We start from the raw sequence: 22,986 nt of genomic DNA on the forward strand, positions 1-22,986 counted from the left end.
CGATGTACGCCATCGGCGTCAACCCGTGGGTGTGGGCCTCGCCGGTCGACGACAAGGCCCTGGCCGAGCTGATCCCGCGGATCGCGTCGTTCGGCTTCGACGCGGTCGAGTTGCCGATCGAGCAGCCCGGTGACTGGGATCCGGTCCGCACCCGGGACCTGCTGGCCGAGCACGGTCTCGTCGCCGCCGGCGTCTGCGCGGTCACCCCGCCCGGACGGGACCTGGTGGACGCCGCGCCAGCGGTCGTCGAGTCGACGGTGGCGTACCTGATGAATTGTGTGGAGAACGCGGCGGCCGTCGGCGCTGGATGCGTCGGCGGCCCCGTGTACGCCTCGGTCGGCCGTACCTGGCGGATGTCGCCAACGGCCCGCGCGGCCTGCTACGCGGAATTCCGGCGGGCCCTGGCACCGGTGGCCGAGCAGGCCGGCGAGTTGGGCGTGAGCATCGGTGTCGAGGCGTTGAACCGCTACGAGACGAGCGTCGTCAACACGATCGAGCAGACGATCGAGTTGATCGACGGGCTACCGCCGAACGTCGGCATCATGATCGATACCTACCACATGAACATCGAGGAGGCCGACCCCTACGCGGCCCTCGCCGTCGCCGGCCGGCACATCAAGCACGTCCAGGTCAGCGGCACCAACCGGGGCGCTCCGGGTGCCGACCACTTCGACTGGCCCCGGTTCTTCACCGTCCTGCGGGACACCGGTTACCAGGGCTCGATCTGCATCGAGTCGTTCACCGCGGAGAACGAAACCATCGCCACCGCCGCGGCGATCTGGCGTCCGTTGGCCCCCTCGCAGGACCGTCTCGCCACGGACGGCCTGCGCTATCTCCGGGAGATCCTCGGATAACTGCCCGACCCGTCACCCCCGCGCTGGTCGAGGCCGCTCCGCCACCCCCACCCCGTTCTCATGTCAGGAGTACCGTCCCGTGTCCTCGTCCCTTTCGCCGCTGCGCCGACTGCTGGCCGGCGCCGCCGCGACAGCGGTGACCGCGCTGGTCGCGGTAACCGCCTCGGCGTCCCCGGCCTCCGCGGCCACCACCACCCTCTACGCGTCGCCCTCCGGCACCGGCACCGCGTGTTCCGCCAGCCAACCGTGTTCGCTGACCGCCGCCCAGACCGCGGTACGGGCGATCAACAGCGCGATGTCCGGTGACATCGTCGTGGAGTTGGCCAACGGGGCGTACCGGCTCTCGTCACCGCTGCGGTTCACCGCGGCCGACTCGGGCAACAACGGCTATCAGGTGATCTGGCGGGCGGCCTCCGGCGCGCGTCCGACGATCACCGGCGCCCGGGCGGTCACCGGCTGGTCGCTCGTCGACTCCGGAAAGAACATCTGGCGGGCCAACGTCGGCGCAGGGCTCGACTCCCGTCAGCTCTACGTCAACGGGACCGTCGCCACCCGGGCACGCACCGCCGTGAACCGCTCCGACTTCACCTTCACCACGTCCGGCATGCGGTTCACCAACACTGCGCTGAACTACCTGAACAACCTCGGCAACCAGAACCGGGTCGAGGTGGAGAGCGTCGGCTCGTTCACCGACCGGTACTCGCCGGTGCAGAGCATCAGCGGAAACTTCCTGACGATGCAGCAGCCAGCGTGGAACAACAACACCTTCGGGTTCGACACCCTCTCCAGCCCGCACCGCGCCGGTCCCTTCTACCTGACCAACGCGTACGAGTTCCTGGACTCGGCGGGGGAGTGGTACCTCAACCCGAGCAACGGCCAGCTCAACTACATCCCCCTCGCCGGGCAGAACATGAGCTCGGTCAGCGTCGAGTTGCCACAGCTACAGTCCCTGGTCAACGTCGGCGGCACCCTCAGCGCGCCGGCGCACCACATCTCGTTCAGCGGCATCACCTTCACCGGCACCAGCTGGCTCGGCCCGAGCAGCAGCAACGGTTTCGCCGACCAGCAGACCGGTGCCCACATCACCGGCACCTGGTCCCGGCCCTCCGACGCGCTGACCTCCTGCCAGGCCGGCTGCCCCCAGTTCGAGGCCACCCGGCCGAACTGGAACCAGATGCCCGCCGCCGTGCAGGTCTCCGCTGCCAACACCATCACCTTCAGCGACTCCCAGTTCGTCAACCTCGGGCAGACCGCGATCGGCATCGGCAACGACGCCAACGCCCACGCCAGCGGTGTCGGCCTGGGCGCCAGCGACATCACCGTCACCCGCTCCGAGATCGCCCGTAACTCCGCCGGTGGCGTCGTGGTCGGTGGCGTACGCGCCGACGCCCACCACCCCAGTGACCAGCGGATGGTCAACCGCAACATCACCATCAGCAACAACCGGGTGCACGATCTCGGCCTTGAGTACCGGGGCGTGGTCTCGATCCTGACCACCTATGTGAACACGGCGTCGGTCTCGTACAACGAGGTCTACAACATGCCGTACACCGGTCTGTCGGTCGGCTACGGCTGGGGCGCCAACGACGCCGGTGGCAGCCAGCACTACGCCAACCGGGGCCTCTACAACTACCAGCCGCGCTACACCACGGCGACCACCGCGGCCAACAACCAGGTCATCGGCAACTACGTGCACGACGTGATGCAGCAGATGACCGACGGCGGCTGCATCTACACGCTGTCGGCGAACCCGGGCGCGACCATCAACCAGAACTACTGCCTGCGGACCAACGGCTGGTTCGGGCTCTACTTCGACGAGGGCTCCCGCTACTACACCGCCCGCAACAACGTGTTCTCCTCCACCGGTACCTGGGCCACCGCCAACTACTGGTACGCGGAGAACATGGGCAACTTCACGGTCACCAACAACTGGTCGACGAACAACTCCACGAACGTGACGAACGGCGACCGCGGCAACGTGGTCAACGGCAACGTCACGGTCAGCAACGGCAGTTGGCCGTCGGGCGCGCAGACCGTGATCAACGCTGCTGGCGTGCAGAGCGGCGGCGGCACCAACCCGCAGAACGTGCAGATCGTGGGTGCACAGTCGGGCCGCTGCGCCGAGATCGGCAACTCCAGCACCACGAACGGCACGCAGGCCCAGATCTGGGACTGCATCAGTGCGGCCACCAACCAGCGGTGGACCCACACCGCCAGCCGTCAGCTCATGGTCTATGGCACCAAGTGCCTGGACGCCTCCGGCCAGGGCACCAGCAACGGCACCACGGTGGTTATCTGGGACTGCAACGGCCAGGTGAACCAGCAGTGGAACGTCAACGCCAACGGCACGATCACCGGTGTGCAGTCGGGTCTCTGCCTGGACGCCAACGGCGCCGCGACGGCGAACGGCACGAAGCTGATCCTCTGGGCCTGCTCCGGCGGCACCAACCAGCAGTGGCAGTTGCGCAGCTGATCCAGTAGCACGACACCGACAGGTCCGGGCCGGGGCGGGACGCCTCGGCCCGGACGGGTCCGGTCTACCCCGCCACGTTCGCCCGGTCCACTGTCAACCCGGTCGCGGCGTCGTAGCGGACCGGGATGGGATCGGTGAGTTCCCCGACGAATGTTCCGTCGACGTGGTCGAGGAAACCGATGAGGGACCAGTCGTCGGCGGGTCCGTGGACCAGCCGTGGCGCGTACAGGTGCGGGTGGGTGAACGGCCGGGCGGACACGATGTCCCACGGCCCGAGGGTGGTCTCGCCGGGTGCCACCCAGATCCGGTGGTCGTCGCGCCGGGCGCTACCGGTGGCGTCGGTGGAGAAGAGCAGCAGCGGCTGCCCGTCGAGCACCGCGACCTGGGGCACCTCCAGGTGACCGAAGCCGGCCGGAGTCGACAGCGGCGGCGCGACGGTCCAGGTGACGAGGTCGCTGGAGGTGGCGTGGCCGACGACGCCACGGGTGTTCGCCGGACCGGTGTTGGCGCGGGCGGTGATCAGCATGTGCCAACCCTCGCCGTCGGGGTCGGGGAAGACCCAGGGGTCACGCCACGCCTGCTCGTACCACAGCTCCTTGTCCAGCAGCTCGTACCAGGTGGGGTCGGCCTGGACGATCGGCTCGGTGCCGTGCCGGTGCCACGTCATGAGGTCGTCGGAGACGGCCAGTCCGATGCGTTGGACGAGCCCGTCCTCGGCGCGACCGACGCCGGTGTAGAACAGGTACCACCGTCCGTCCGGCCCGCGGACCGTGCAGCCCGTCCAGGTCGCCAGGTCGTCCCAGCCGGGTGCGTCGGAGGGGACCACGGCGTCGGCGACCAGGCGCCACGAGCGCAGGTCCGCCGAGACGGCGTGGCCGATGGTGGCCCGGCGGTGGCGGCGGTGCGGGTCGTGCAGGGCGCGGGACGCGCGCAGGAAGAACACGTGCCAGAGGCCGTTGTCGTCCCGCGCGTACCAGCTGTCCCACACCCAGTGGTCGGGTAGACGAAGCATGGTCGGAAACCTAGCACTAAACCGTTTTAGCGTCGGTCAGGGCCAGATCGTTGGTACGGATCGGAGGGCCGTTGCTCAGCCGGCCGGAGGCGCGAGGGACCGGCGTCGACGCAGGGGCATCGGCACCAGTGCGGGCTCGACGGCACCCCCGTCCAGGAGCAGTTCGACCGCTCGACGTCCCATCTGTTCGTGCGGCAGCGCCGTGGTGGCCAGGCTCGGACGCAACCAGGCGGCGATCGGGTCGTCGTCGAACGAGATGACCGAGATGTCCTCCGGGACGGTCAGCCCCGCCTCGCCGAGTGCCTGGTACGCGCCGAAGGCCAGCCGGTCGTTCATGCAGATGATCGCGCTGGGTCGCTCCGGCTTGCTGAGCAGGCTACGCGTGGCCGCGTACCCGTGCTCGGGCAACCACTCGGTGCAGAAACACTCGGCCAGGAGACCGACCTTCGCCTCGTCCAGCGTCTGCCGGATGCCGTGCAGGCGGGCGCGGGCGGCGAGCGAGACCTCGGGGTCGTCCTCCTTGAGCCGGTTGCGGCCGATGAGCGCGATCGCGTCGCGGTGGCCGAGCTCCAGCAGGGCGGTGGCGACGGAGCGCCCGGCCCCCTCGTCGTCGGGGACAACGCTGGGCAGGCCGTCGGGGCTGGTGGCGTTGAGCAGCACCACCGGACCGCCGAGGATGGCGGCGGGCACCGTCAGCCGTCTGGTCGCCATCGCCGCGTAGATCACCCCGTCGACCTGCCGGTCCAGGACGGCCTCGATGGCGTACTGCTCGAAGGTGGCGTCGCCCTGCGTCTCGGTGATGAGCAGGACGTGGTCCCGTTCGCGGGCCGCGTCGAGGGCGCCGCGGATGAGGTCGCCGGCGAACCGGGTGGTCGCCACGATGTCGGAGACGAACGCGATGGTGGCCGTCTTGCGGGTGCGCAGGCTGCGCGCGGCCAGGTTGGGCCGGTAGCCGAGTTCCTCGGCGGCGGCGAACACCCGCTGGTGCGCCTCGGCCGAGAGTCGGGTGCCCTCCCTGCCGTTGAGCACCATCGACGCGGCGGTCTTGGACAGCCCGGCCATCCGCGCGACGTCGGCGAGTGTTGCTCTGTTGCGGCCCATCAGTCCTCCGAATCAGGCGCGGTGCCACGGGCGCCGCTCCTGCCCATCATGATGCGTCGCCGTCCGGGATCGAGCGCCGGTCACGTCGGGTGTGGTGTGAACCCGGCGTTTCCGCACCGTTGCCAAGTTGTCCTTGACAGCTTCCCGTGCCGCGCGCATGCTCTGCTAAATCAGTTTAGCGACCACTTCTGGTGCATCCAGAGGCGCCTTCGGTGGCCGTGCCGGTTCCTTTTGTGCTGACGGTACGGGTGCCGCGCCCGCGCGACAGGTCACGACGTACGTGTCGTGGCCTCCGCCGGGTCGCGGTGGTCCCGGTGGAGCCGTCGCGTGGCCATGGGTCGCGCGACGCGTGGAGATGTCGAGGAGTCATGAAATGGCAGAATTGCTGACAAAGTTTTCGCGACGGAGAACTGTGCTCCTCGCCTCGCTGCTGGCCGTCGGGATGACCGCGACGGCCTGCAGCGCGCCGGGTGAGGACCGCTCGTCGACCCAGAAATCCGACGCCGCCGTCAAGACGGAGCTGGGCGCCGACCCGATCACCCTGGAGATGTACGCGGAGACCGGCTTCCCGCTGGCCAAGGCGTTGGCCGACGAGTTCTCCAAGCAGCACTCGAACGTCAAGTTCAACGTTCGCGAGGACCAGTTCACGGTGATCGTGGAGAACGCGCCCCGGGTGATGGCGTCGGACAACTCGCCCGACATCATCCGGCTCCCGACCATGGTCGACCTGGTCAAGGACGACCTGCTCAAGAACCTCGACCCGTACTTCACCGCGTACGGCTGGGACAAGTTCCCCGCCTCGCAGCTCATGCAGCTGCGCGTCGGCGAGAACACCCGGGGCACCGGCTCGCTGTACGGGATGGGTCTCGGCTACAGCGTCACCGGCGTCTTCTACAACAAGAAGCTGGCCACTCAGATCGGCATGACCCAGCCGCCGGCCACCGTCGCCGAGTTCGAGGAACTGCTGGCCAAGGCGAAGACCGGCGGGGTCCAGCCGATCATGCAGTTCAACAAGAACACCGCCGGCATCAACTTCCCGCACCAGGCGCTGCAGAACCAGTTCGGCGACCCGACCCAGGTCGCCGACTGGATCTTCCAGAAGCCGGGGGCCACGTTCGACACCCCGGCCGCCCTGAAGGCCACCCAGACCATTCAGAAGTGGGCCCAGGCCGGCTACTTCACCAAGGACGCCAACGCTCTGGACTATGCCGGCATGGTGGGGGAGTTCCAGAAGGGCAACGGCCTGTTCATGTTCAACGGAGACTGGGAGTCGGCCAACCTCGACAAGTCGATGCCCGGCAACGTGGGCTTCTTCCTCTTCCCCACCGAGTCCGCCGGTGGGAAGCACGTGGCGATGTCCGCCCCCAACACCTTCGGTGTCTCCGCCAAGGCCAAGAACCCGGACGCCGCCGCGTACTTCCTGAACTGGGTGCACACCAACGCCAAGGCCCGCGAGATCTCGGTGACCGTCGGCGGCTCCAGCCCCGGCGGCCCGAGTGACCTGCCGGTGCCGAGCGCCGCCCCGAACACCGTGCTGGCCGAGACCCTGAAGGCGTCACAGCAGCTCGGCGCGGAGAACGGCGCTGTGGACTTCACCGCGAACGCCACCGGCGGCATCTTCGCCGCCGCGATCACGCCGGAGATGCAGAAGCTGATCGCCGGTCAGCAGACGCCAGAGGGGTACGTGAAGGCGGTCCAGGCCGAGTACCAGAAGGAACTGTCCCGATGACGTCTGCCCTCGGCAGCGCACCAACCGGGCGCGACGATCGTCGCGCCCGCCCCACCCCCACGCGGGCCCACCGATTCCGGTGGGCCCGCGCGGCCGGGACCGGCTGGTTGTACGTCCTGCCCGCCCTGGTGATGTACGCGGTGTTCGTCCTGCGCCCGCTCGTCCTGACGCTCCAGTACTCGCTCTACGACTGGAACGGCATCGGGGTGGCCCGCTGGGTGGGCCTGGACAACTACCTCACCGTGTTCACCGACAGCGACCTGCTGAAAATCATCGGCAACGCGATCGTCCTGATCGTCTTCTTCAGCTTCATTCCCGTCGCGCTGGGGCTGTTGGTGGCGAGCATGGTCCGCCGGATCACCACCGGCGTGTTCGGCACCGTCGTCCGGACCATCCTGTTCCTGCCGCAGGTCATCCCCCTGGTGGCGGCGGGCATCGCGTGGAGCTGGCTGCTCTCGTCGAACGGTCTGGTCAACCAGGCGCTGCGCGCGGTCGGACTGGGTGGCGTCGCCCGCGCCTGGCTCGGCGACTTCGACACGGCGCTGCCAGCCGTCGGCGTCATCGGGGCCTGGGTCCTGCTCGGCCTCTGCACGATCCTGCTGGTCACCGGCATGAGCAAGATCGACCCGGCGCTGTACGAGGCCGCCCGCCTCGACGGTGCCGGTCCGGTCCGTGAGTTCCTCGCCGTGACCCTGCCCAGCCTGCGTCAGGAGATCGGCGTCTGCCTCACCGTGACGATCATCGCGGCGCTGGCGAGCTTCGACATCGTCTACATCTCCACCAGTGGCGGCCCCGGCCTCCAGACCACGGTGCCGGGCCTGGAGATCTACCGGCTGGCCTTCTCGCAGCGGCAGGTGGGGCTCGCCTCGGCGCTCGCTGTCGTACTCATGCTGCTCGTGCTGGTGTGTGTGCTGCCGATCCAGCGCCTGAGCCGAGGGGACAAGCAGTGAACTTGAGCCGTCGCGAACAGTTGACCGGACGGGTCTTCCTGATCGCCCTGATCGTCGTCACCCTGCTCCCGTTCGTGAGCATGCTCTCGGCGGCGTTGCAGCCCCGGGGCACAGTGCCCAGCGGACTCGAGTGGCCGTCCGACCCGCAGTGGGGCAACTTCGCCGACGCCTTCACCGCCGCGAACATGGGCGCCCTGCTCCGCTCCAGCCTGCTCATCGTGGCCGGTGTCGTACCGGTGTCGGTGCTGATCGCGACCATGGCCGGCTTCGGGCTCGGTCAGCTACGCGTCCCCGGTGGCCGGCTCGTCTTCGGTCTCTTCCTGCTGGGTCTGACCCTGCCGTTCGAGGCCGTGGTCACGCCGCTCTACTACCAGATGCAGGACCTCGGCCTGCTCAACACCCGCTGGGCCATCATCCTGCCGCTGATCGGGCTCTACATGCCGTTCGCGGTGTTCTGGATGCGGGCACACTTCACCAACGTGCCGGTCGAGTTGTCCGAGGCGGCCCGGGTGGACGGCAGCAGCACGTGGCAGTTGTTCTGGCGGGTCCAGGTGCCGCTCGCCCGGCCGGCGATCGCCTCGTTGACCATCCTGATGTTCCTCTGGACGTGGAACCAGTTCCTGCTCGCCATCGTCCTCGTGGACGACGCGACCAAACGCACGATGGCCGGGGCGCTCGGAGCGTTCCAGGGCCAGTGGGGCACCGATCTGGTGCTGCTGTGCGCCGGGTCGCTGCTGATCCTCACCCCGACCCTCATCGTGTTCCTGATCTTCCAGCGACAGTTCATCAAGGCCCTGATCCAAGGGTCAGTGAAGGGGTAGGCAGTGGTCACAGAGCCGCAGATCCACGGCGACGTCGACGATCGCTTCGGGCGCGTCGCCGACGTCTTCCGCGACAACTTCACCTCCCGGGGAGAGGTCGGCGCCGCGGTCACCGTCTACGTGCGGGGCCGCAAGGTCGTCGACCTGTACGGCGGGGTGGCCGACACCCGTACCGGGCGGCCCTGGGACGCGCACACGCCGGTCGTCGTCTTCTCCTGCACCAAGGGGATCCTGGCGATCTGCGCCTACCTGCTGGCCCAGCAGGGCCGGCTCGACCTCGACGCTCCCGTGACGCGCTACTGGCCGGAGTTCGGACAGCACGGCAAGGCGGACATCCCGGTGCGCTGGCTGCTCACGCACCAGGCAGGTCTGCCCGCGGTGGACCGACCGCTGACCCTCGACGAGGTGCTGGCGTGGGATCCGGTCATCAAGGCGATCGAGGCGCAGGCCCCGCTGTGGGAGCCGGGCACGGCGCACGGGTACCACTCGATGACCTACGGCTGGTTGGTCGGAGAGGTGATCCACCGCATCACCGGCCAACTACCCGGCGCGTTCTTCGCCGACACCGTCGCGGGCCCGCTCGGCCTGCGTACCTGGCTGGGGCTCCCGGCCGCCGAGAGCGACACCGTCGCCTGGGGCGTGGCACCGCCTCCGGACCCTGACCCGTTCGTGGACCCGGTCGCCGAACGGGGCATCACCATGGGCGGTGCTTTCGCCTTCCCCGCCGACGCCGACGGCCTGGTCAGCTTCAACGACGACGCCATCCGGGCCGCCGGTGTTCCCGGCGCGGGCGCGGTGAGCACCGCCGAGGGCCTCGCGCGCCTCTACGCCGCCTGTGTGTCGGAACTCCAGGGTGGGCCGCTGCTCACGGCGGCGTCGGTGGACGACGCGGTGGTGGTTCGCTCGCGTGGTCAGCAGCGGCACGGCCCGCCGGACACCGGGCAGCGCTGGGGCACCGGCTTCCTGCTGCACTCGCCACCGGCCCGGCCCCTGCTGGGTGAGCGCAGCTTCGGCCACGACGGCGCGGGCGGCAACCTGGCCTTCGCCGACGCCGAGCATCAGGTGGGCTTCGGCTATGTGGTCAACCAGATGCGCGGGATGGGCGACGAGCGCGCCAATCTGCTCACCGCCGCCCTCCGAACCTGCCTCCAGGACTGACCCCCCCGGGTTCCGCCCCCTGGGGGTGCCTCGGTCGATCATGAAGTTGTTGCCACCGTCCACGCCGTGGACGGTGGCAACAACTTCATGATCACCGGGGTGGGGCCGTCGGATCGCGGCGAGGGCGTCGCCCGGCCCCAGCCTCAGGACTTGGACTGGCCCAGCAGCCAGCGCAGGATGCTGGCGTCCTCATAGGTCGGCCCGAACGCCGCGTGGTAGTCCGGTACCGAGAACGCGGCGTCGGCGTACTCGGTGTAGCGCACCAGATCGGCGGTCTGCTCGGGCGTCTTGCCCCGGGCGGCGTACGCCTGCCGCAGCAGGGCCGTGGAGTTGCGCGCGCCCGAGACGTTGAGCAGGTGGTCGTGCTCGCCGTGCGTGACCCACACCGGCACCTCGGCCGCCGCGATGGCGGTCGCCTGGGTGGCGTTGACCGGGAAACCGCCGGTCACCAACCCGCCGGCGAACAGGTCGGGACGCTTGGCGAACGCCTCCCAGAGCAACTGCGAGCCGTACGACACAGTGGTCGCGTACACCCGACGGGTGTCCACCGCGAACTGCCCAACGAACTGGTCGAGCAGCTTGACCAGCAGGTCCGCCTCGGCGACGCCACCGACCCGCTGGTGCTGGGGCGCCAGGACGATGACGTCCTCGGCCGTGCCGGTCCACTGCGGTTGGAGCCACGCGGTCGCCGGGATGTCGGCGGCGAGTTGGACGCCGAGGTTGTCGCCGTCCCAGCCCATGCCGTGCCCGGGCAGGACGACCATCAGTGGGTATCTGCGGCCCGGCTGGTAGTTCTTCGGCAGGTGGTAGTGGTACGGCAGAACCATTCCGCCACTCAGGAACGAGCCGTAGGTGAACTCGTCGACCAGTTGGTTGACCGGCTTCTCGGTGACGGGACGGGATTCGCGCGGGGTGGCCCGGGCGAGCACCGGCCCCTTGCCGGCCCCACGGCCGGGCTGGCCGTGCACGTCCTTGCGTTGCACGACCCGGGTCGGCAGCTCGGGATTGACCTTCACGGTGCAGAGGAAGGTCGGGCACTTGGAGACGATGACCGTCGAGCCGCCGGTGTCGACGGGGTTCAGTTCGACGATGACGTACCGGCCCGGCGCCGATCGGTGGTCGGCACGGGTGCCGGGTGTTCCGTTGGTGTAGGTGTGGGTGACGGTCCGGTCGGCGAGCTTCGGCAGGTCCTCGATCGGGTTGAAGCGGAAGTTGTAGATGGTGTCGGTGACCGAGAACGTGCCGGTGTCGGGGGTGCGCGGGTTGACAGTGGCCGCGTACTCGATCGCCACCGCCGAGACCTTCTGGCCGTAGGTGTAGACGGTGGTGATCGGGGTGATGCTGCGGATTGCGTCAGTGCTGCCCGGGCCGCTGCCCGCGCTGCCGTACGCCGTGCCGGAGGCGCCGGCCAGGACGAGGGTGGCGGCGAGCGGGATCAGTCCTTTTCGCAGTCTCATGGGGGTCCTTTCTCGGGGGTGGTGCGTTCAGTCAGCGATCCCGCCGGGGGACCGGGAGTGGGACGGGTCGGAGCGAGCCGGTCGCTAAACTGATTTAGCAGAGCATCGATTGCGGGCCCGGCGGTGTCAATACTTCGCGCGCAACGAGCCGGGAACCCGCGCCCGCGCCGACGGCCCAGACCGCTCTGACCGCGCGGTCGACCCCTCCCGCGAGCACTGCAACAAACCTGCAAGCGTCAGCTATTGCCTTTCCGGAAACCGCTTTCCTACGATTGCGTTACATCGATGTTCCATTTGACGGTCGTGTGAGCGATGACACCGGGCGCACTCCGCTCGCACGAAACAACCCTGCTTCTACCAGGGCGTGTGCGATCTCGATGGAATCTGTGCGATTGACTATGGCCAATTCTTGATTGGTGCCCGTCGGCGGGTGTGATCGCGATGTCCGTCGAGTCGAAACCTGGAACGAGACGAATGCGAAGGTGAGGCGACATGAGACGACCAGTCGTGTTGCGACGTCAGGCGGTGCTGGCCGCGGTAGCCGTGGTGATCGGGGTCGGGGTGGCCCTACCGACCCCGCAGGCTTCGGCGGCGGTCGGCAGCGCCACCGGCTACGCCACCCAGAACGGCGGGACCACCGGCGGCGCGGGCGGGCAGACGGTGCGGGCCACCACGGGCACGGCGATCCACGCGGCTCTGTGCGGTCGGCCCAGCAGCAGCACCCCGATCACCATCGAGGTGAGCGGGACCATCAATCACGGCAACACCAGCAAGGTGTCGGGGTCGAGCTGCAACACCGCAGCGGGAGTGATCGAGCTCAAGCAGATCAGCAACGTCACCATCATCGGGGTCGGCAGCGCCGTCTTCGACCAGCTCGGCATCCACATCCGCGACTCCAGCAACATCATCATCCAGAACGTGACGGTGCGGAACGTCAAGAAGTCGGGCTCGCCCACCTCCAACGGTGGGGACGCCATCGGCATGGAGAGCACGGTCCGCAACGTCTGGGTCGATCACGTCACCCTGGAGGCCTCGGGCGGGGAGTCCGAGGGGTACGACGGCCTCTTCGACATGAAGGACAACACCCAGTACGTGACGCTGTCGTACAGCGTCCTGCGCAACTCCGGTCGGGGCGGCCTCGTCGGGTCCAGCGAGAGCGACCTCTCGAACGGCTTCATCACGTACCACCACAACCTCTACGAGAACATCGACTCCCGCACGCCGCTGCTGCGTGGCGGGGTCGCCCACATCTACAACAACCACTACGTGAGCCTGCACGAGTCGGGGATCAACTCCCGGGCGGGGGCCAGGGCCAAGGTGGAGAACAACTACTTCCGCGACTCCAAGGACGTCCTGGGCACCTTCTACACCAACGAGCGCGGCTACTGGCAGGTCGCCGGCAACGTCTTCGACAACGTGACCTGGTCCAGCGCAGGCAGCGAGAACTACCCCGCCGGACCGAACCCGACCTCCAACACCACTGTCAGCATCCCGTATTCGTACCGTCTCGACGGGGCGAGCTGTGTGCCGGACGTCGTTCGTCAGACGGTCGGCGCCAACACGGGCCTGAAGGTGTCCGACGGCAGTTGCACGCCGCAGACCCCGCCGCCGACCACCCCGCCGCCGACCACGACGCCCCCGCCCACGACGCCCCCGCCCACGACGCCCCCACCCACCACGCCACCGCCCACCGGCGGGACCAACCTCAGCCTGGGTGCCGGCGCCGACGGCTCCAGCAAGGCCAGCGGAACCAGCTACGGCAATGTGCGTGACGGCAACCTGAGCACCTGGTGGTCGCCGGCCGGCTCGACCGGCACGATCTCGATCAAGTGGGGCTCCGCGACCCAGGTGTCCCGGGTGGTGATCCGCGAGCCGTCCGGCACCCAGGGATCCATCGGGTCCTGGCAGCTGATCAACAACGACAACGGAGCCGTCCTGGCCTCCGGCAGCGGGGCGGGTTCGATCACCTTCCCGGCCACCGCGATGAGCAAGGTCAACTTCAAGATCAACAGTTCCGGCGGTACGCCACGGGTCGGTGAGTTCGAGACGTACGCCAGCTAGAACCTGTTTCATCAGGGCGGTCGCCGTCGGTCACCGTCGTCGGGGGCCGGATGCGGTTCGGAGCGGTATACCTCAGGGGTGTGAATACGCCTCTGAGGCATACCGCTTCTCGGCGGATCGACGTGGGCGAGGCGGCCGAGCGAGCCGTCACGAATCCGTGGACGGCAGAGTGTCCATGAAGGAGCTGACCGAGAAGACCGCTCGCCCGGGCCCGGCCGGGCCGTACCCGGGCGGACTGGACAGCCCGTGGGCGTCCATCGTCGCCCGGTAGGCCTCCAGCAGGCGGACGTGGTATTCGAGCGGCGCGCCCTGCGGGTTCGTCCGGCCCAGCGGTGTGGTGGGCTCCGGGCACCAGGTGGTGAAGCGGGGCGTGATCCCCCGGGACATGAAGTAGTCGAGCCCCTCGGTGGTGGAGGCGATCGCCTCGTCGACGCTGGTGAAGCCGTGCGGGGCGGCCATCTCGACGCCCGCCACGAAGTTCGGGATCACGTTGCGCGGGCCGAACACCTCGGCCGAGTCGAGGATGCGCCGGTGCCACTCCTCCCGACCGACGTAGCGCTCCTTGCCCGGGCAGTACAACTCGAACAGCCGCTTGTCCCACACCTCGTAGTTGGGGTGGTAGATGCGGATCCCGTAGTCGTGGAACCGCTGCACATCGGCTCGGGGGAGCGCCTGGGCCACCACCTTGCCGATCCACCGTCCCGGAAACCGCTCCTCGATCGCCTGCGCGTACTGGCCGTAGAAGTCGGCCTCGGCCAGCCCGTTGACCTGCGAGGTGATGCTGCCACCGGTCAACGTGTACGCCTGCGACGCGCGATCGACGTCGTGTCGGTTGATGATCTCCAGGGCCTCGAGGACCTCGTCGACGGGCTTGACCCCGGTGTAGGGCCGGCCGGCCTGCTTGTGCTGCCGCCAGTTGTGGTTGATGTCGCAGTACTGGCACTCCTCCTTGGCGCCGAAGTACTGGCAGACCCGGAACGCGGTCAGGTAGATGAGATAGCCCCACTGGATCGTCGGGGCGACCTCCATCACCGACTTGCCGTTGGCGAGCGTGTGGCGGTAGTACGCCGGCATGGGGGGCAGCCCGACATCGGCGATCGGCCGTCCGTCCAGGAACAGGCGCAGTCGACCGTCGCTGTCGGTGCCGACGCGGTACGGCGAGCTGGGGTTGGTGCGGACCGAGACGACGGTACGACGCAGCTCGTACGGACCCCCGGTGAGCACGATCTCCTCCGGTGGCCGGCGCAGCGCCGCCGTCCCCAACTCGGGCAGAGTCCGGTGATCGAAGGAGAAGATGAAGTACGACTTCGGCTTCACGTCGCCGTGCTCGTTGTCGGTCAGTGCCGCGTCGTCGAAGGCGAGCCCGCCCCGCAGCAGGTCCTCCTTGAGGACCGCCTCCCGCGGCACGTGTGGGAAACGGCTCATCAGATCTTCGACGAGGTCGGTGCGCGATGTCATGCGGTTCCTCCCGAACGCGGTACGCCGCACCGGGTGGCCGGTGCCACCCGGTGCGGGCTGATCAGCTCTGCTTGGTCTCCCAGAAGATCTTCGAGATCTCCTCGATCTTGCCGAGGAGCTGCTCGGCGACCGCCGGGTCCGCGGCGCCCTTCGCGCCGCCGGCACCTGCCAGCTTCGTCGCCTCGTTGAAGAGACCGTGCAGGTGGGGGTGCCTCTCGAAGTGCGGCTGCTTGAAGTAGTCGGTCCACAACACCCAGAGGTGGTGCTTCACCAGTTCGGCGCGCTGCTCCTTGATGAGCAGCGCGCGGGTGCGAAACTCCGGGTCGTCGCTGGCCTGGTACTTCTCGGAGATCGCCTTGATGGACTCGGCCTCAATGCGGGCCTGCGCCGGGTCGTAGACGCCGCAGGGGAGGTCGCAGTGCGCGCTCGCGACGGTGCGTGGGCGGAGAAGGCGGGACAGGAACATCGGAATCCCTTCGACGGTGGCGTTCGGCCGACGTACGTCAGGGCGCGGCGGCCCGGACGTGATCATCTAGGGACGCTAGAACCTCAACCGCACTTCATGTCAAGACCGGGCGATGGCGGGGCCCTGTTTCCGGATGAGTGTCAGCAGGGCGGCGTGCGTCCGCTCGTCAGCGGCCACCACGAGACCGTCCCCACCGGTGTGCAGGGGCTGGCCGTCGAGCCCGGTGACAACGCAGCCAGCCGCCTCGCAGAGCGCGATTCCGGCCGCGAAGTGGACGCTGTTGCGCAGGTCGTGGCGGTCCGTCACATAGGCGGCGCGGCGGCCGGCGGCGACCCAGGCCACGGCCAGGCTGGTGGAGACCACCCGGGGCCGGAACTGTTCGACGAAGCCCTCGTCGGCGAGCAGGCGGGCGGCCAGGAAGACGTCCCGATTGGGAAAGGGCGGGTCGAGGTTCAGGTCGACAAGCGTCGACTCGGCCGACGGGACGAGTCGCTCGTCCGTCCCCGCAACCCCCCGGACGTAGGCGGCGGTGCCGTCGGTCCAGAACACCTCATCGGCGAACGGGTCCACCGACGCCGCCACTGTGACGTCCGGCCCGACCCGCAGGGCGACGTTGACCGAGGCCAGCATGGTCCGCGCGGCGAAGTTCAACGTCCCGCACAGCGGGTCGACCAGCCAGGTGCGCCCGTTGTCGCCGGCACCCGTGCGCCCGCTCTCCTCGGCCACCACGGCGTCGTCCGGCCGTGCCGCGCGAAGGACGTCGATGATGGCGTGCTCGGCCTCGACGTCGGCGGCGGTGGCGAAGTCGCCGGCGGTCTTCATGACACGCGTCAGTGCTGAGCCGTACCGGGAGCCCACGACTGCGGCTCCAGCTTCGGCCGCCTCGATGGCCAGCGCATGGTCTGTGATCGACATGCCCGAACCATAGGAGCCAAGTGCAATGTCGATGACAGCCCCGCATCCGGGACGTGGATCACCGGGCAGGTCAGTCCGACAGTTCGATGATCGGTAGTTGACTGACGACAGCCGTCATGATCATGGGAGCATCGCCGTCACACTGGTTGACCGAGACCGCGACCCACCGCCCCTCGGTCACCGTCGGCCCCCACACGGTCAGGTCGCCGTAGCAGTCCAGGTCACAGAGCGACTGGAACAGCGCCGGCATGGGTTCACCGGCCTGATCCCGAAACAGCGGCACCCGCATGGAGACAGTGCGGTGCGCGCCCCACCTCCGGGTCAACTCCGCTACGACGAGGGCCAGGTTCGCCTCGGCGGCCTCCTCTGCCTGGTTCCATTCGGCGCCGTACACACCCGTCAGGGCGTCGCTCTCCCAGAGCGGGACGATCCGAAAACCCTCGCCCCGGGTGCCGGTCCACTCACCGGTGGCCGGATCCCCCTCGCTGACCGGTACGCCGCCCGTGGGCAGCTCCGCGGCGAGCAGCGACTCGATGTCGGACACCGTCCGACCCGTGTCGAAAACTTCGCCGGCCCGGCCGGTCACCGGGGGACTCGTCGTACCGCCGCCGGCCCACACCGCATCGTCCGCACCACCTGTCTCCGTCGACTCCGGCCCTCGATCATCGCACCATGAGCGAGCCGACGAGGGGCGGGCGTCGGTCAGGAGACCGCTGTCCGCACAAGCTCCGTGAGCTTCTTCTCCACGGTCGGGCTCCACTGCTGCAACGCGTACGCCACCGGCCAGAAATCCCCGTCGTCGAGGTTGGCCGGGTCCTGGAAGCCCACTGTCGAGTACCGGTAGTTGAACTTGCCGGAGTCCTGGAAGAAGACGACGATCTTGCCGTCCTCGTTCGCGTAGGCGGGCATCCCGTACCAGGTCTTCGGCGTCAGCCCCGGGGCGGCGGCGGTCACCGTCACGTGCACCCGCTCGGCGAGCGCGCGGTCCTCCGGCTCCATCTGCGCGATCCGGTCGAGGACCGCTTGCAGCCCGTCCGCCTTCTTGGCACCCTTCTTGCCCTCGGCGCGCAGCTCGTCGGCGCGCTCCTTCATCGCGGCCCGCTCCTCGGCGCTGAAGCCGTCGGACCCGGTCGTGGTGGTCTTCGCGGACATTCTCGGGCTTCCTCTCGTCGTCTGGCCCGGCGCGCTGCCGACTGCCTGGGGAAAGGCTAGGCCGGGCGTCGCTCGCGAGCTTCTCGATTCCTGATCGTTCGACGACCGTCCGCCTGCCAGCGAGGTGCCGCTGCGGGGTGACCTCGGCCTCTCGAAGGTGCTCACCGACCCGAGCGGTGGCTAGGTTGCTGGGCGAGGGCGAGCGAGCGTTCCGGGGGGAACCAGACATGAGCACCACCGCCGACCAGATGGCGACGTCGTACTTCGACGCGATCCAACTCCTCTGCCAGGTGACGCCGAAGGGCTGGTACGCCGAGCGGGGCACCGCTCGCGCGGGGCTCACCCACGCCAGCGTTGCGACGCTCAACGGGGTCCTCGAGACGGCCACCGAGCCGGATCTCGCGGCCATCGACGAGTTGGCGACCGAGGTCAGCCGGCAGACACCGCACTGGTCGATCATCATTCGCGGTGCGGCGAGCGACGAGGTCGCCGAACTGGCGGCCCGGCACGGGCTGCGCGGACGCAGCGACCTCCCCCTGATGGCCTGCGCCACCGACGACATCGTGTTCCGGGCCGACTCGACCCAGCAGGCGCTGGTCCGCCGGGTCGGAGCCGCCGAGAGTGACAGGTACACCGACGCCCTCACCCGGAGCTTCGAGGCGCCCGACGGCCTCTTCGGCCCGCTGATGGGCGGCGCGGTCCTCGATACCGACGCCATCACCGGCTATCTGGCCGAGGAGTCTGGCAGCCCGGTCGGCACCGGGCTCGGCATGCGCACATCCGGCGTGATCGGGGTGTTCAACATCGCCGTCGTACCGTCCGCCCGGGGTCGCGGCCTGGGCCGGGCGCTCACCGAGGCGGCGCTGCGCGACGGCGTCGCCGCCGGCGCGGACGCCGCGTACCTGCACGCCAGCCCGATGGGTCGACCGCTCTACGAGGCGATGGGCTTCGCGCTCGTCGAGACCTGGACCGTGTTCCAGGCGGCCTGACCGACGCGACCGGCCAGAAGGAGGAAGACCTGTGAGCTTCAGCGAGAACGTCCGCTCGGCCTTCCGGCGCGGCGAGACCGACGCCGTGGTGCGGATGAGCGAGGCCGAGATCGAGCGGGCCCAGGCGGCCGGCGACCTGGCGGGCGAGGTGGAGGCCCGGTACAGCCTCGCCCGGGTCGCCATTCGCGGCGGTGACCTGCCCGGTGGCGAGGCACGGGCCCGGGAGGCCCTCGCGGTGGCGCTGCGCTCCGGCGACCGTGCCCTGGAGGAACGACCGAGGCACGTGCTGGCCGGCGTCGCGAGGATGTCCGGTGACCTGCTCCGCGCTCGGAATTTGTACCGGGAGAGCATCGCGCTCAACGAGGCGCTCGGCCAACCCCAGACGGTCAACTCCGAATTCCACAACCTCGCGTTCTGCGAGTTGGGGCTGGGCAACCTGGACGTGGCCCGAACGCTGTTCGCCGAGAACCGCGAGCGGGTGTTCCACAACGGCTGGGCCGACTTCGTGCCGTACGTCTGCGTCGCGGGCGCCGCGCTCGCGACCGCCGAGGGGGACCACTCCCGCGCGGCCCGGATGATCGGCGTCGCCGATGCCGCGTTCGCGGCACTCGGCCAGGTGCCGGACCCGGACGACGCCGCGGACCTCGCCAGGATGCGCGCCGCCGCCACCGAGGCGCTGGGCCCGGCCAACTTCGACAGGGAGTACGCCGTGGGCCGCCACCAGGAGCCCCGGGCGGCCTTCGGCGCCTAGGCGGCCTCGGGTGAGGTCGATGCTCGGGCAGCGGTGATGATCCGTCCCCGCTCCGACTCCGGGAAGCGGTCGAGCATGGCGCGTACCTCGTCGGCGCTCACGTTGGCGCCGAACAGCTCGCTGCCCGGTTCGAGTCGTACCCCCTCGGCCAGCGGGCCGGCGACGACCGGGTCGAAGCCGAGCGCGTCCACCAGGGCCGCGACCTCGGTGAGGTCGGCGTCCTCGTCGCCGGCGATCGCGATGGCCTTGCGGCCGGTCGCCCCCGCCGGCCGGGCCTCGTCCTCCAGGTCGTGATAGCCCATGTGGTTGAACGCCTTGACGACGCGCGAGCCGGACAGGAACGTCTGGACGGTCTCGCTCGACGAGGTCCGCGGGTTGGTGAGGTCATCGCGGATGCCGTCGATCTCCCACCAGTAGTTCATGGCATCGACGACGAGCTTGCCGCGTAACGCCTCGGCGGGGACGCTGCGGTACTTGCCCAGGGGCAGGGCGAGGATGACGACGTCGGCGGCGGCCGCCGCGTCGACCGCCGTGGTGGCCTCGGCGCCCGGGGCGAGGACCTCGACGGTGAGGGCGATCTTCGCCGGGTCGCCGGAGCCGGCCACCCGTACCCGGTAGCCGGCGGCGACGGCGAGCCGGGCGAGCACAGTGCCCACCTTGCCGGCCCCGAGAATGCCGAGGGTCGTAGGCCGGCTCCGGTCGTTGTCGTTCATGTCGTCCTCTCGCTTGGGAAGTGCTGATCAGGCCAGCAGTTCGCGGACCATGGGGATCACCTTCGAGCCGTAGAGTTCCACCGCGCGCATCCGGGCGCTGGCCGGTTGCGCGCCGGCCGAGTAGATGAGGTCGAACCGCCCGACGCCGAGGCTGCGGATGGCACGGGCCATCCGGCGGGCCACCGTCTCCGGTGAGCCGATGTAGAGGGAGCCGTTCTCCACTTCGGAGTCGAACTCCTGACGGCGGATCGGGGGCCAGCCCCGCAGTTTGCCGATCCGGTCCCGCATGATCCGGTAGTGCGGCCAGTAGATCTCCTTGGCCTGCTCGTCGGTGTCGGCGATGAAGCCCGGCGAGTGCATGCCGACCGGGTGCGCTGTGGTGCCGAGCTGATCGGCGGCCCGGCGGTACAGGTCGATGTAGGGCGCGAAGCGCTCGGGGGCACCGCCGATGATGGCGAGCATGAGCGGCAATCCGTACTGGGCGGTGCGGACGACCGACTGCGGCGAGCCACCCACACCGACCCAGGTGTCCAGGTGACCCGACTCGGTCTTCGGGAACACGTCGGCGTTCTCGAGCGGGGCACGCAGGGTGCCGTTCCAGGTGACCGGCTTCTCGTCGAGCAACTTGACGAACAGTTCGATCTTCTCCTCGAACAGCGTGTCGTAGTCGCGGAGGTCGTAGCCGAAGAGCGGGAACGACTCGGTGAACGAGCCGCGACCGAGGATGACCTCGGCTCGGCCGTTCGACAGCGCGTCCACTGTGGCGAAGCGCTGGAACACCCGTACCGGGTCGTCGGAACTCAGCACTGTCACGCCGGAGGCCAACCGGATCCGCGAGGTGCGGGTGGCGATTCCGGCCAGCACCGTCTCCGGTGTGGAGACCGAGTACTCGGGCCGGTGGTGCTCGCCCAGGGCGATGACGTCGACCCCGAGTTGGTCGGCGAGCACGGCCTCGTCGACGACCTGCCGGATCGCCGCCGCGTGGGAGACGAGTTTGCCGTTGTCGTCCTCCGGTACGTCGCCGAACGTGTCCAGGCCGAACAGCAGATCAGACATGGTTGGGCTCCTTAGCCAGCAGCTCCCGGACCCGCGGCGCGACCTCACTGCCCAGCAGTTGGATGGTGCGCGCCCGTGCCTCGCGGGGCAGGTGCATGATGTCGTACTTCAGGTCGAAGCGGCTCAGTCGCAGGTCGCGAGCGACAGTGGCGATCTTCTGCGCCACCGTCTCGGGCGAACCGACGAAGAGCGCCCCGTGGTCGATTTCCGCCTCGTAGCGCGCGCGGTCCGGTTTGTAGAAGCCGCGTTCCGCGGCCAGGGCCGCCACCACCGGCTGCCAGTACCGCCACCACGTCTCCACCGCCTCCTCGTCGGTGTCTGCGACAAGGCCGAGTGAGTGCTGCCCGATTGGATGCAGGGTATGCCCGAATTGTTCGAGCGCTCTGGTGTAGAGGTCGACGTGACCGGCGAAGCGCTGGGGCCGCCCGCCGATGATGGCGAGCATGAGCGGCAGTCCGTGCCGGGCGGCGCGGATCACCGAGTTCGGGCTTCCCCCGACACCGATCCAGGTCGGGATGCCGCCCGGCCGCATCCGTGGGTGCAGCCGCTGTGCGGCCAGTGGGCTTCGTACCGTGCCGGACCAGGTGACCGGTTCGTCCTGTTGAAGCCGCAGGAAGAGGTCCAGCTTCTCCTCGAACAACCGCTCGTAGTCGGCCAGGTCGTACCCGAACAGCGGAAACGACTCGGTTGCGGATGCCCGCCCAAGGACGATCTGGGCGCGGCCGTCGGAGACGGCGTCCAGCGTGGAGAACTCGTGGTAGAGCCGTACCGGGTCGTTGGTGCTGAGCACGGTGACCGAGGTGCCGAGGCGAATTCGCTCGGTCGCCGTCGCGACTGCCGCCAGCAGTACCGGTGTCGCCGAGTCGTTGTGGCCCTCGCGGTAGTGCTCACCGACGCTGAACACGTCGAGTCCGGCCGACTCGGCGAGCCGTGCCTCGTCCACGAGTAGCCGTACGGTCTCGGCGTCGCTCAGGACCCGGTCGCCGTCGGTGGCCACCTCCCCGAACGAGTTGAGCCCCAGCTCGAAGTCTGCAGCTGCCATCGTCTCCTCCTCGGTGCAATCCGCCGGCGACCCACGGGAGCGGTCCTACCGGTTGACGTGTCAATGATGCTAACTTGGTGATTGACACGTCAATTCCCGGGAGAGTGAGATGACGGAGGCCACACCCGGCGGGCGGGGCGGACGCCAACTTCCGACCGCCGACGAGCTACGAATCTGGCGGGACTTCATCGAGACGACGGCAGCGCTCGGCTCCCGGCTCGAGTCCCGCCTACAGGGCGACTCCTCGCTCTCGACCGGAGACTACGCAGTGCTCCTCGCTCTCAGTGAGGCTGAGGGCGAGACGATGCGGTCGTCCGAACTCGCCTCGCACATCGGGTGGGAGCGGAGCCGGCTCTCCCACCACCTCGGGCGGATGGAGCGGCGCGGCCTCATCCGCCGCCAGGAGTGCGCCACTGTTCCCCGCGGGGCGGAAGTGCTGCTCACGAAGGCCGGCGGCGAGGCGTTCAGGGGAGCCACCTTTCCCCACCTGCGCGCCATCCGGGAGTTCTTCGTCGACGCCCTCACGCCGGAGCAGATCGTCGCGGCCGGCGAGATCGCCACGGCGCTGCGAGCGCAGCTCGACACCCTGGGCAAGGGCTGATCACCGCACATCGATAACCGCAGAGGTCGGGCCACCACGATCCTCATCACGCACCGGCTCGCCAACGTCCGGCACGCCGACCGGATCTTCGTCCTGCACCACGGCCGGCTCGTCGAGGACGGCACACACGCCGACCTCGTCGCCACCGGCGGCCGGTACGCCGAACTGTTCGCCCTCCAGGCCGCCGGTTACGACGCGAATCTGGCCCAGGGCAACCAGCACACCTG

At 69.1% G+C, this 22,986-nt stretch carries 21 protein-coding genes and 1 pseudogene; 10 read left to right on the forward strand and 12 right to left on the reverse strand.

The window, feature by feature from the left end; all coding sequences use genetic code 11:
* Window positions 1-2: 2 nt before the first annotated feature.
* Both ACLQ3F_RS03350 and ACLQ3F_RS03355 read left to right on the forward strand, forming a co-directional pair.
* On the forward strand, window positions 3-854 hold the full coding sequence (locus tag ACLQ3F_RS03350; RefSeq protein ID WP_357262143.1) for a sugar phosphate isomerase/epimerase family protein: 852 nt from the start codon (window positions 3-5) through the stop codon (window positions 852-854).
* Between the two features lie 79 nt (window positions 855-933).
* Window positions 934-3,327 carry an RICIN domain-containing protein gene (locus ACLQ3F_RS03355; RefSeq protein WP_425845881.1) on the forward strand — a complete coding sequence of 798 codons (2,394 nt, stop codon included), beginning with the start codon at window positions 934-936 and terminating at the stop codon, window positions 3,325-3,327.
* Between the two features lie 64 nt (window positions 3,328-3,391).
* Here ACLQ3F_RS03355 and ACLQ3F_RS03360 read toward each other — a convergent pair.
* Window positions 3,392-4,360: pseudogene (locus tag ACLQ3F_RS03360) on the reverse strand (family 43 glycosylhydrolase); the annotation flags it as partial.
* Window positions 4,361-4,414: 54 nt separating this feature from the next.
* The gene (locus tag ACLQ3F_RS03365) at window positions 4,415-5,440 is read right to left on the reverse strand and encodes a LacI family DNA-binding transcriptional regulator (RefSeq protein WP_425845883.1); all 1,026 of its coding nucleotides are present in this window, start codon (window positions 5,438-5,440) and stop codon (window positions 4,415-4,417) included.
* A 373-nt stretch (window positions 5,441-5,813) separates the two neighbouring features.
* On the opposite strand from ACLQ3F_RS03365, the gene ACLQ3F_RS03370 reads away from it, so the two are divergent.
* Genes ACLQ3F_RS03370 through ACLQ3F_RS03385 form a run of 4 tightly spaced genes read left to right on the forward strand, consistent with a single transcriptional unit; the run spans window position 5,814 to window position 10,098 of the window.
* The gene (locus ACLQ3F_RS03370; protein ID WP_355006918.1) at window positions 5,814-7,169 is read left to right on the forward strand and encodes an ABC transporter substrate-binding protein; all 1,356 of its coding nucleotides are present in this window, start codon (window positions 5,814-5,816) and stop codon (window positions 7,167-7,169) included.
* The gene (locus ACLQ3F_RS03375) at window positions 7,166-8,119 is read left to right on the forward strand and encodes a carbohydrate ABC transporter permease (RefSeq protein ID WP_393221110.1); all 954 of its coding nucleotides are present in this window, start codon (window positions 7,166-7,168) and stop codon (window positions 8,117-8,119) included. Before ACLQ3F_RS03370 ends, ACLQ3F_RS03375 begins: the two co-directional genes overlap by 4 nt.
* Window positions 8,116-8,940, forward strand: coding sequence for a carbohydrate ABC transporter permease (locus ACLQ3F_RS03380; protein WP_124860646.1), 825 nt, complete (start codon window positions 8,116-8,118; stop codon window positions 8,938-8,940). The genes ACLQ3F_RS03375 and ACLQ3F_RS03380 overlap by 4 nt, the downstream gene beginning before the upstream one ends.
* Before the next feature lie 3 nt (window positions 8,941-8,943).
* Window positions 8,944-10,098, forward strand: a complete 1,155-nt coding sequence (locus ACLQ3F_RS03385) for a serine hydrolase domain-containing protein (RefSeq protein ID WP_425845886.1) — start codon at window positions 8,944-8,946, stop codon at window positions 10,096-10,098.
* 143 nt (window positions 10,099-10,241) lie between these two features.
* On the opposite strand, the gene ACLQ3F_RS03390 is transcribed toward ACLQ3F_RS03385, so the two are convergent.
* A complete protein-coding gene (locus ACLQ3F_RS03390) occupies window positions 10,242-11,555 on the reverse strand; it encodes a hypothetical protein (protein ID WP_425845888.1) in 1,314 nt (437 codons plus the stop codon).
* Window positions 11,556-12,047: 492 nt separating this feature from the next.
* Between ACLQ3F_RS03390 and ACLQ3F_RS03395 the strand changes: the two genes are divergently transcribed.
* Window positions 12,048-13,616 (forward strand): pectate lyase family protein, encoded by a 1,569-nt coding sequence (locus ACLQ3F_RS03395; RefSeq protein WP_425845891.1) that lies wholly within the window; start codon window positions 12,048-12,050, stop codon window positions 13,614-13,616.
* 147 nt (window positions 13,617-13,763) lie between these two features.
* Here the strand turns inward: ACLQ3F_RS03395 and ACLQ3F_RS03400 are convergent, their stop codons facing one another.
* From ACLQ3F_RS03400 to ACLQ3F_RS03420, 5 genes are all read right to left on the reverse strand, one after another.
* On the reverse strand, window positions 13,764-15,074 hold the full coding sequence (locus ACLQ3F_RS03400) for a radical SAM protein (protein WP_355006913.1): 1,311 nt from the start codon (window positions 15,072-15,074) through the stop codon (window positions 13,764-13,766).
* 61 nt (window positions 15,075-15,135) lie between these two features.
* Window positions 15,136-15,540: a superoxide dismutase, Ni gene (gene sodN, locus ACLQ3F_RS03405; RefSeq protein WP_425846188.1), complete on the reverse strand. Its 405-nt coding sequence runs from the start codon at window positions 15,538-15,540 to the stop codon at window positions 15,136-15,138.
* 99 nt (window positions 15,541-15,639) lie between these two features.
* Window positions 15,640-16,455 (reverse strand): inositol monophosphatase family protein, encoded by an 816-nt coding sequence (locus tag ACLQ3F_RS03410; RefSeq protein WP_425845895.1) that lies wholly within the window; start codon window positions 16,453-16,455, stop codon window positions 15,640-15,642.
* A 70-nt stretch (window positions 16,456-16,525) separates the two neighbouring features.
* Window positions 16,526-16,999, reverse strand: a complete 474-nt coding sequence (locus tag ACLQ3F_RS03415; protein WP_425845898.1) for a hypothetical protein — start codon at window positions 16,997-16,999, stop codon at window positions 16,526-16,528.
* 158 nt (window positions 17,000-17,157) lie between these two features.
* Window positions 17,158-17,607: an iron chaperone gene (locus tag ACLQ3F_RS03420; RefSeq protein ID WP_357206370.1), complete on the reverse strand. Its 450-nt coding sequence runs from the start codon at window positions 17,605-17,607 to the stop codon at window positions 17,158-17,160.
* 227 nt (window positions 17,608-17,834) lie between these two features.
* Between ACLQ3F_RS03420 and ACLQ3F_RS03425 the strand changes: the two genes are divergently transcribed.
* Window positions 17,835-18,596, forward strand: a complete 762-nt coding sequence (locus ACLQ3F_RS03425; protein WP_425845902.1) for a GNAT family N-acetyltransferase — start codon at window positions 17,835-17,837, stop codon at window positions 18,594-18,596.
* A gap of 31 nt (window positions 18,597-18,627) precedes the next feature.
* Window positions 18,628-19,347: a tetratricopeptide repeat protein gene (locus ACLQ3F_RS03430; protein WP_425845904.1), complete on the forward strand. Its 720-nt coding sequence runs from the start codon at window positions 18,628-18,630 to the stop codon at window positions 19,345-19,347.
* On the opposite strand, the gene ACLQ3F_RS03435 is transcribed toward ACLQ3F_RS03430, so the two are convergent.
* The 3 genes from ACLQ3F_RS03435 to ACLQ3F_RS03445 are packed head-to-tail and all read right to left on the reverse strand — an operon-like array spanning window position 19,344 to window position 22,158.
* Entirely contained in the window at window positions 19,344-20,060 is a 717-nt protein-coding gene (locus tag ACLQ3F_RS03435) for an NADPH-dependent F420 reductase (protein WP_425845906.1), read from the reverse strand. The genes ACLQ3F_RS03430 and ACLQ3F_RS03435 overlap by 4 nt on opposite strands.
* A gap of 27 nt (window positions 20,061-20,087) precedes the next feature.
* Complete coding sequence (locus ACLQ3F_RS03440) at window positions 20,088-21,116, reverse strand: LLM class flavin-dependent oxidoreductase (RefSeq protein WP_425845908.1); 1,029 nt, start codon at window positions 21,114-21,116, stop codon at window positions 20,088-20,090.
* Entirely contained in the window at window positions 21,109-22,158 is a 1,050-nt protein-coding gene (locus ACLQ3F_RS03445) for an LLM class flavin-dependent oxidoreductase (RefSeq protein ID WP_425845910.1), read from the reverse strand. Before ACLQ3F_RS03445 ends, ACLQ3F_RS03440 begins: the two co-directional genes overlap by 8 nt.
* 109 nt (window positions 22,159-22,267) lie before the next feature.
* Between ACLQ3F_RS03445 and ACLQ3F_RS03450 the strand changes: the two genes are divergently transcribed.
* The gene (locus ACLQ3F_RS03450) at window positions 22,268-22,759 is read left to right on the forward strand and encodes a MarR family winged helix-turn-helix transcriptional regulator (RefSeq protein WP_357206358.1); all 492 of its coding nucleotides are present in this window, start codon (window positions 22,268-22,270) and stop codon (window positions 22,757-22,759) included.
* Here the strand turns inward: ACLQ3F_RS03450 and ACLQ3F_RS03455 are convergent, their stop codons facing one another.
* On the reverse strand, window positions 22,760-22,981 hold the full coding sequence (locus ACLQ3F_RS03455; RefSeq protein ID WP_425845913.1) for a hypothetical protein: 222 nt from the start codon (window positions 22,979-22,981) through the stop codon (window positions 22,760-22,762). It abuts the gene before it with no gap.
* Window positions 22,982-22,986 lie beyond the last annotated feature (5 nt).

This window comes from Micromonospora sp. DT15 (assembly GCF_049841475.1).
Lineage (GTDB): Bacteria > Actinomycetota > Actinomycetes > Mycobacteriales > Micromonosporaceae > Micromonospora.

Bases quoted from the DNA above. Each gene is read 5' to 3' on its own strand.
- ACLQ3F_RS03350 (WP_357262143.1), top strand. From the start codon at position 3: ATGTACGCCATCGGCGTCAACCCGTGGGTGTGGGCCTCGCCGGTCGAC.
- ACLQ3F_RS03365 (WP_425845883.1), bottom strand. From the start codon at position 5,440: ATGGGCCGCAACAGAGCAACACTCGCCGACGTCGCGCGGATGGCCGGG.
- ACLQ3F_RS03370 (WP_355006918.1), top strand. From the start codon at position 5,814: ATGGCAGAATTGCTGACAAAGTTTTCGCGACGGAGAACTGTGCTCCTC.
- ACLQ3F_RS03375 (WP_393221110.1), top strand. From the start codon at position 7,166: ATGACGTCTGCCCTCGGCAGCGCACCAACCGGGCGCGACGATCGTCGC.
- ACLQ3F_RS03390 (WP_425845888.1), bottom strand. From the start codon at position 11,555: ATGAGACTGCGAAAAGGACTGATCCCGCTCGCCGCCACCCTCGTCCTG.
- ACLQ3F_RS03395 (WP_425845891.1), top strand. From the start codon at position 12,048: ATGAGACGACCAGTCGTGTTGCGACGTCAGGCGGTGCTGGCCGCGGTA.
- ACLQ3F_RS03400 (WP_355006913.1), bottom strand. From the start codon at position 15,074: ATGACATCGCGCACCGACCTCGTCGAAGATCTGATGAGCCGTTTCCCA.
- sodN (WP_425846188.1), bottom strand. From the start codon at position 15,540: ATGTTCCTGTCCCGCCTTCTCCGCCCACGCACCGTCGCGAGCGCGCAC.
- ACLQ3F_RS03410 (WP_425845895.1), bottom strand. From the start codon at position 16,455: ATGTCGATCACAGACCATGCGCTGGCCATCGAGGCGGCCGAAGCTGGA.
- ACLQ3F_RS03420 (WP_357206370.1), bottom strand. From the start codon at position 17,607: ATGTCCGCGAAGACCACCACGACCGGGTCCGACGGCTTCAGCGCCGAG.
- ACLQ3F_RS03425 (WP_425845902.1), top strand. From the start codon at position 17,835: ATGAGCACCACCGCCGACCAGATGGCGACGTCGTACTTCGACGCGATC.
- ACLQ3F_RS03435 (WP_425845906.1), bottom strand. From the start codon at position 20,060: ATGAACGACAACGACCGGAGCCGGCCTACGACCCTCGGCATTCTCGGG.
- ACLQ3F_RS03440 (WP_425845908.1), bottom strand. From the start codon at position 21,116: ATGTCTGATCTGCTGTTCGGCCTGGACACGTTCGGCGACGTACCGGAG.
- ACLQ3F_RS03445 (WP_425845910.1), bottom strand. From the start codon at position 22,158: ATGGCAGCTGCAGACTTCGAGCTGGGGCTCAACTCGTTCGGGGAGGTG.
- ACLQ3F_RS03450 (WP_357206358.1), top strand. From the start codon at position 22,268: ATGACGGAGGCCACACCCGGCGGGCGGGGCGGACGCCAACTTCCGACC.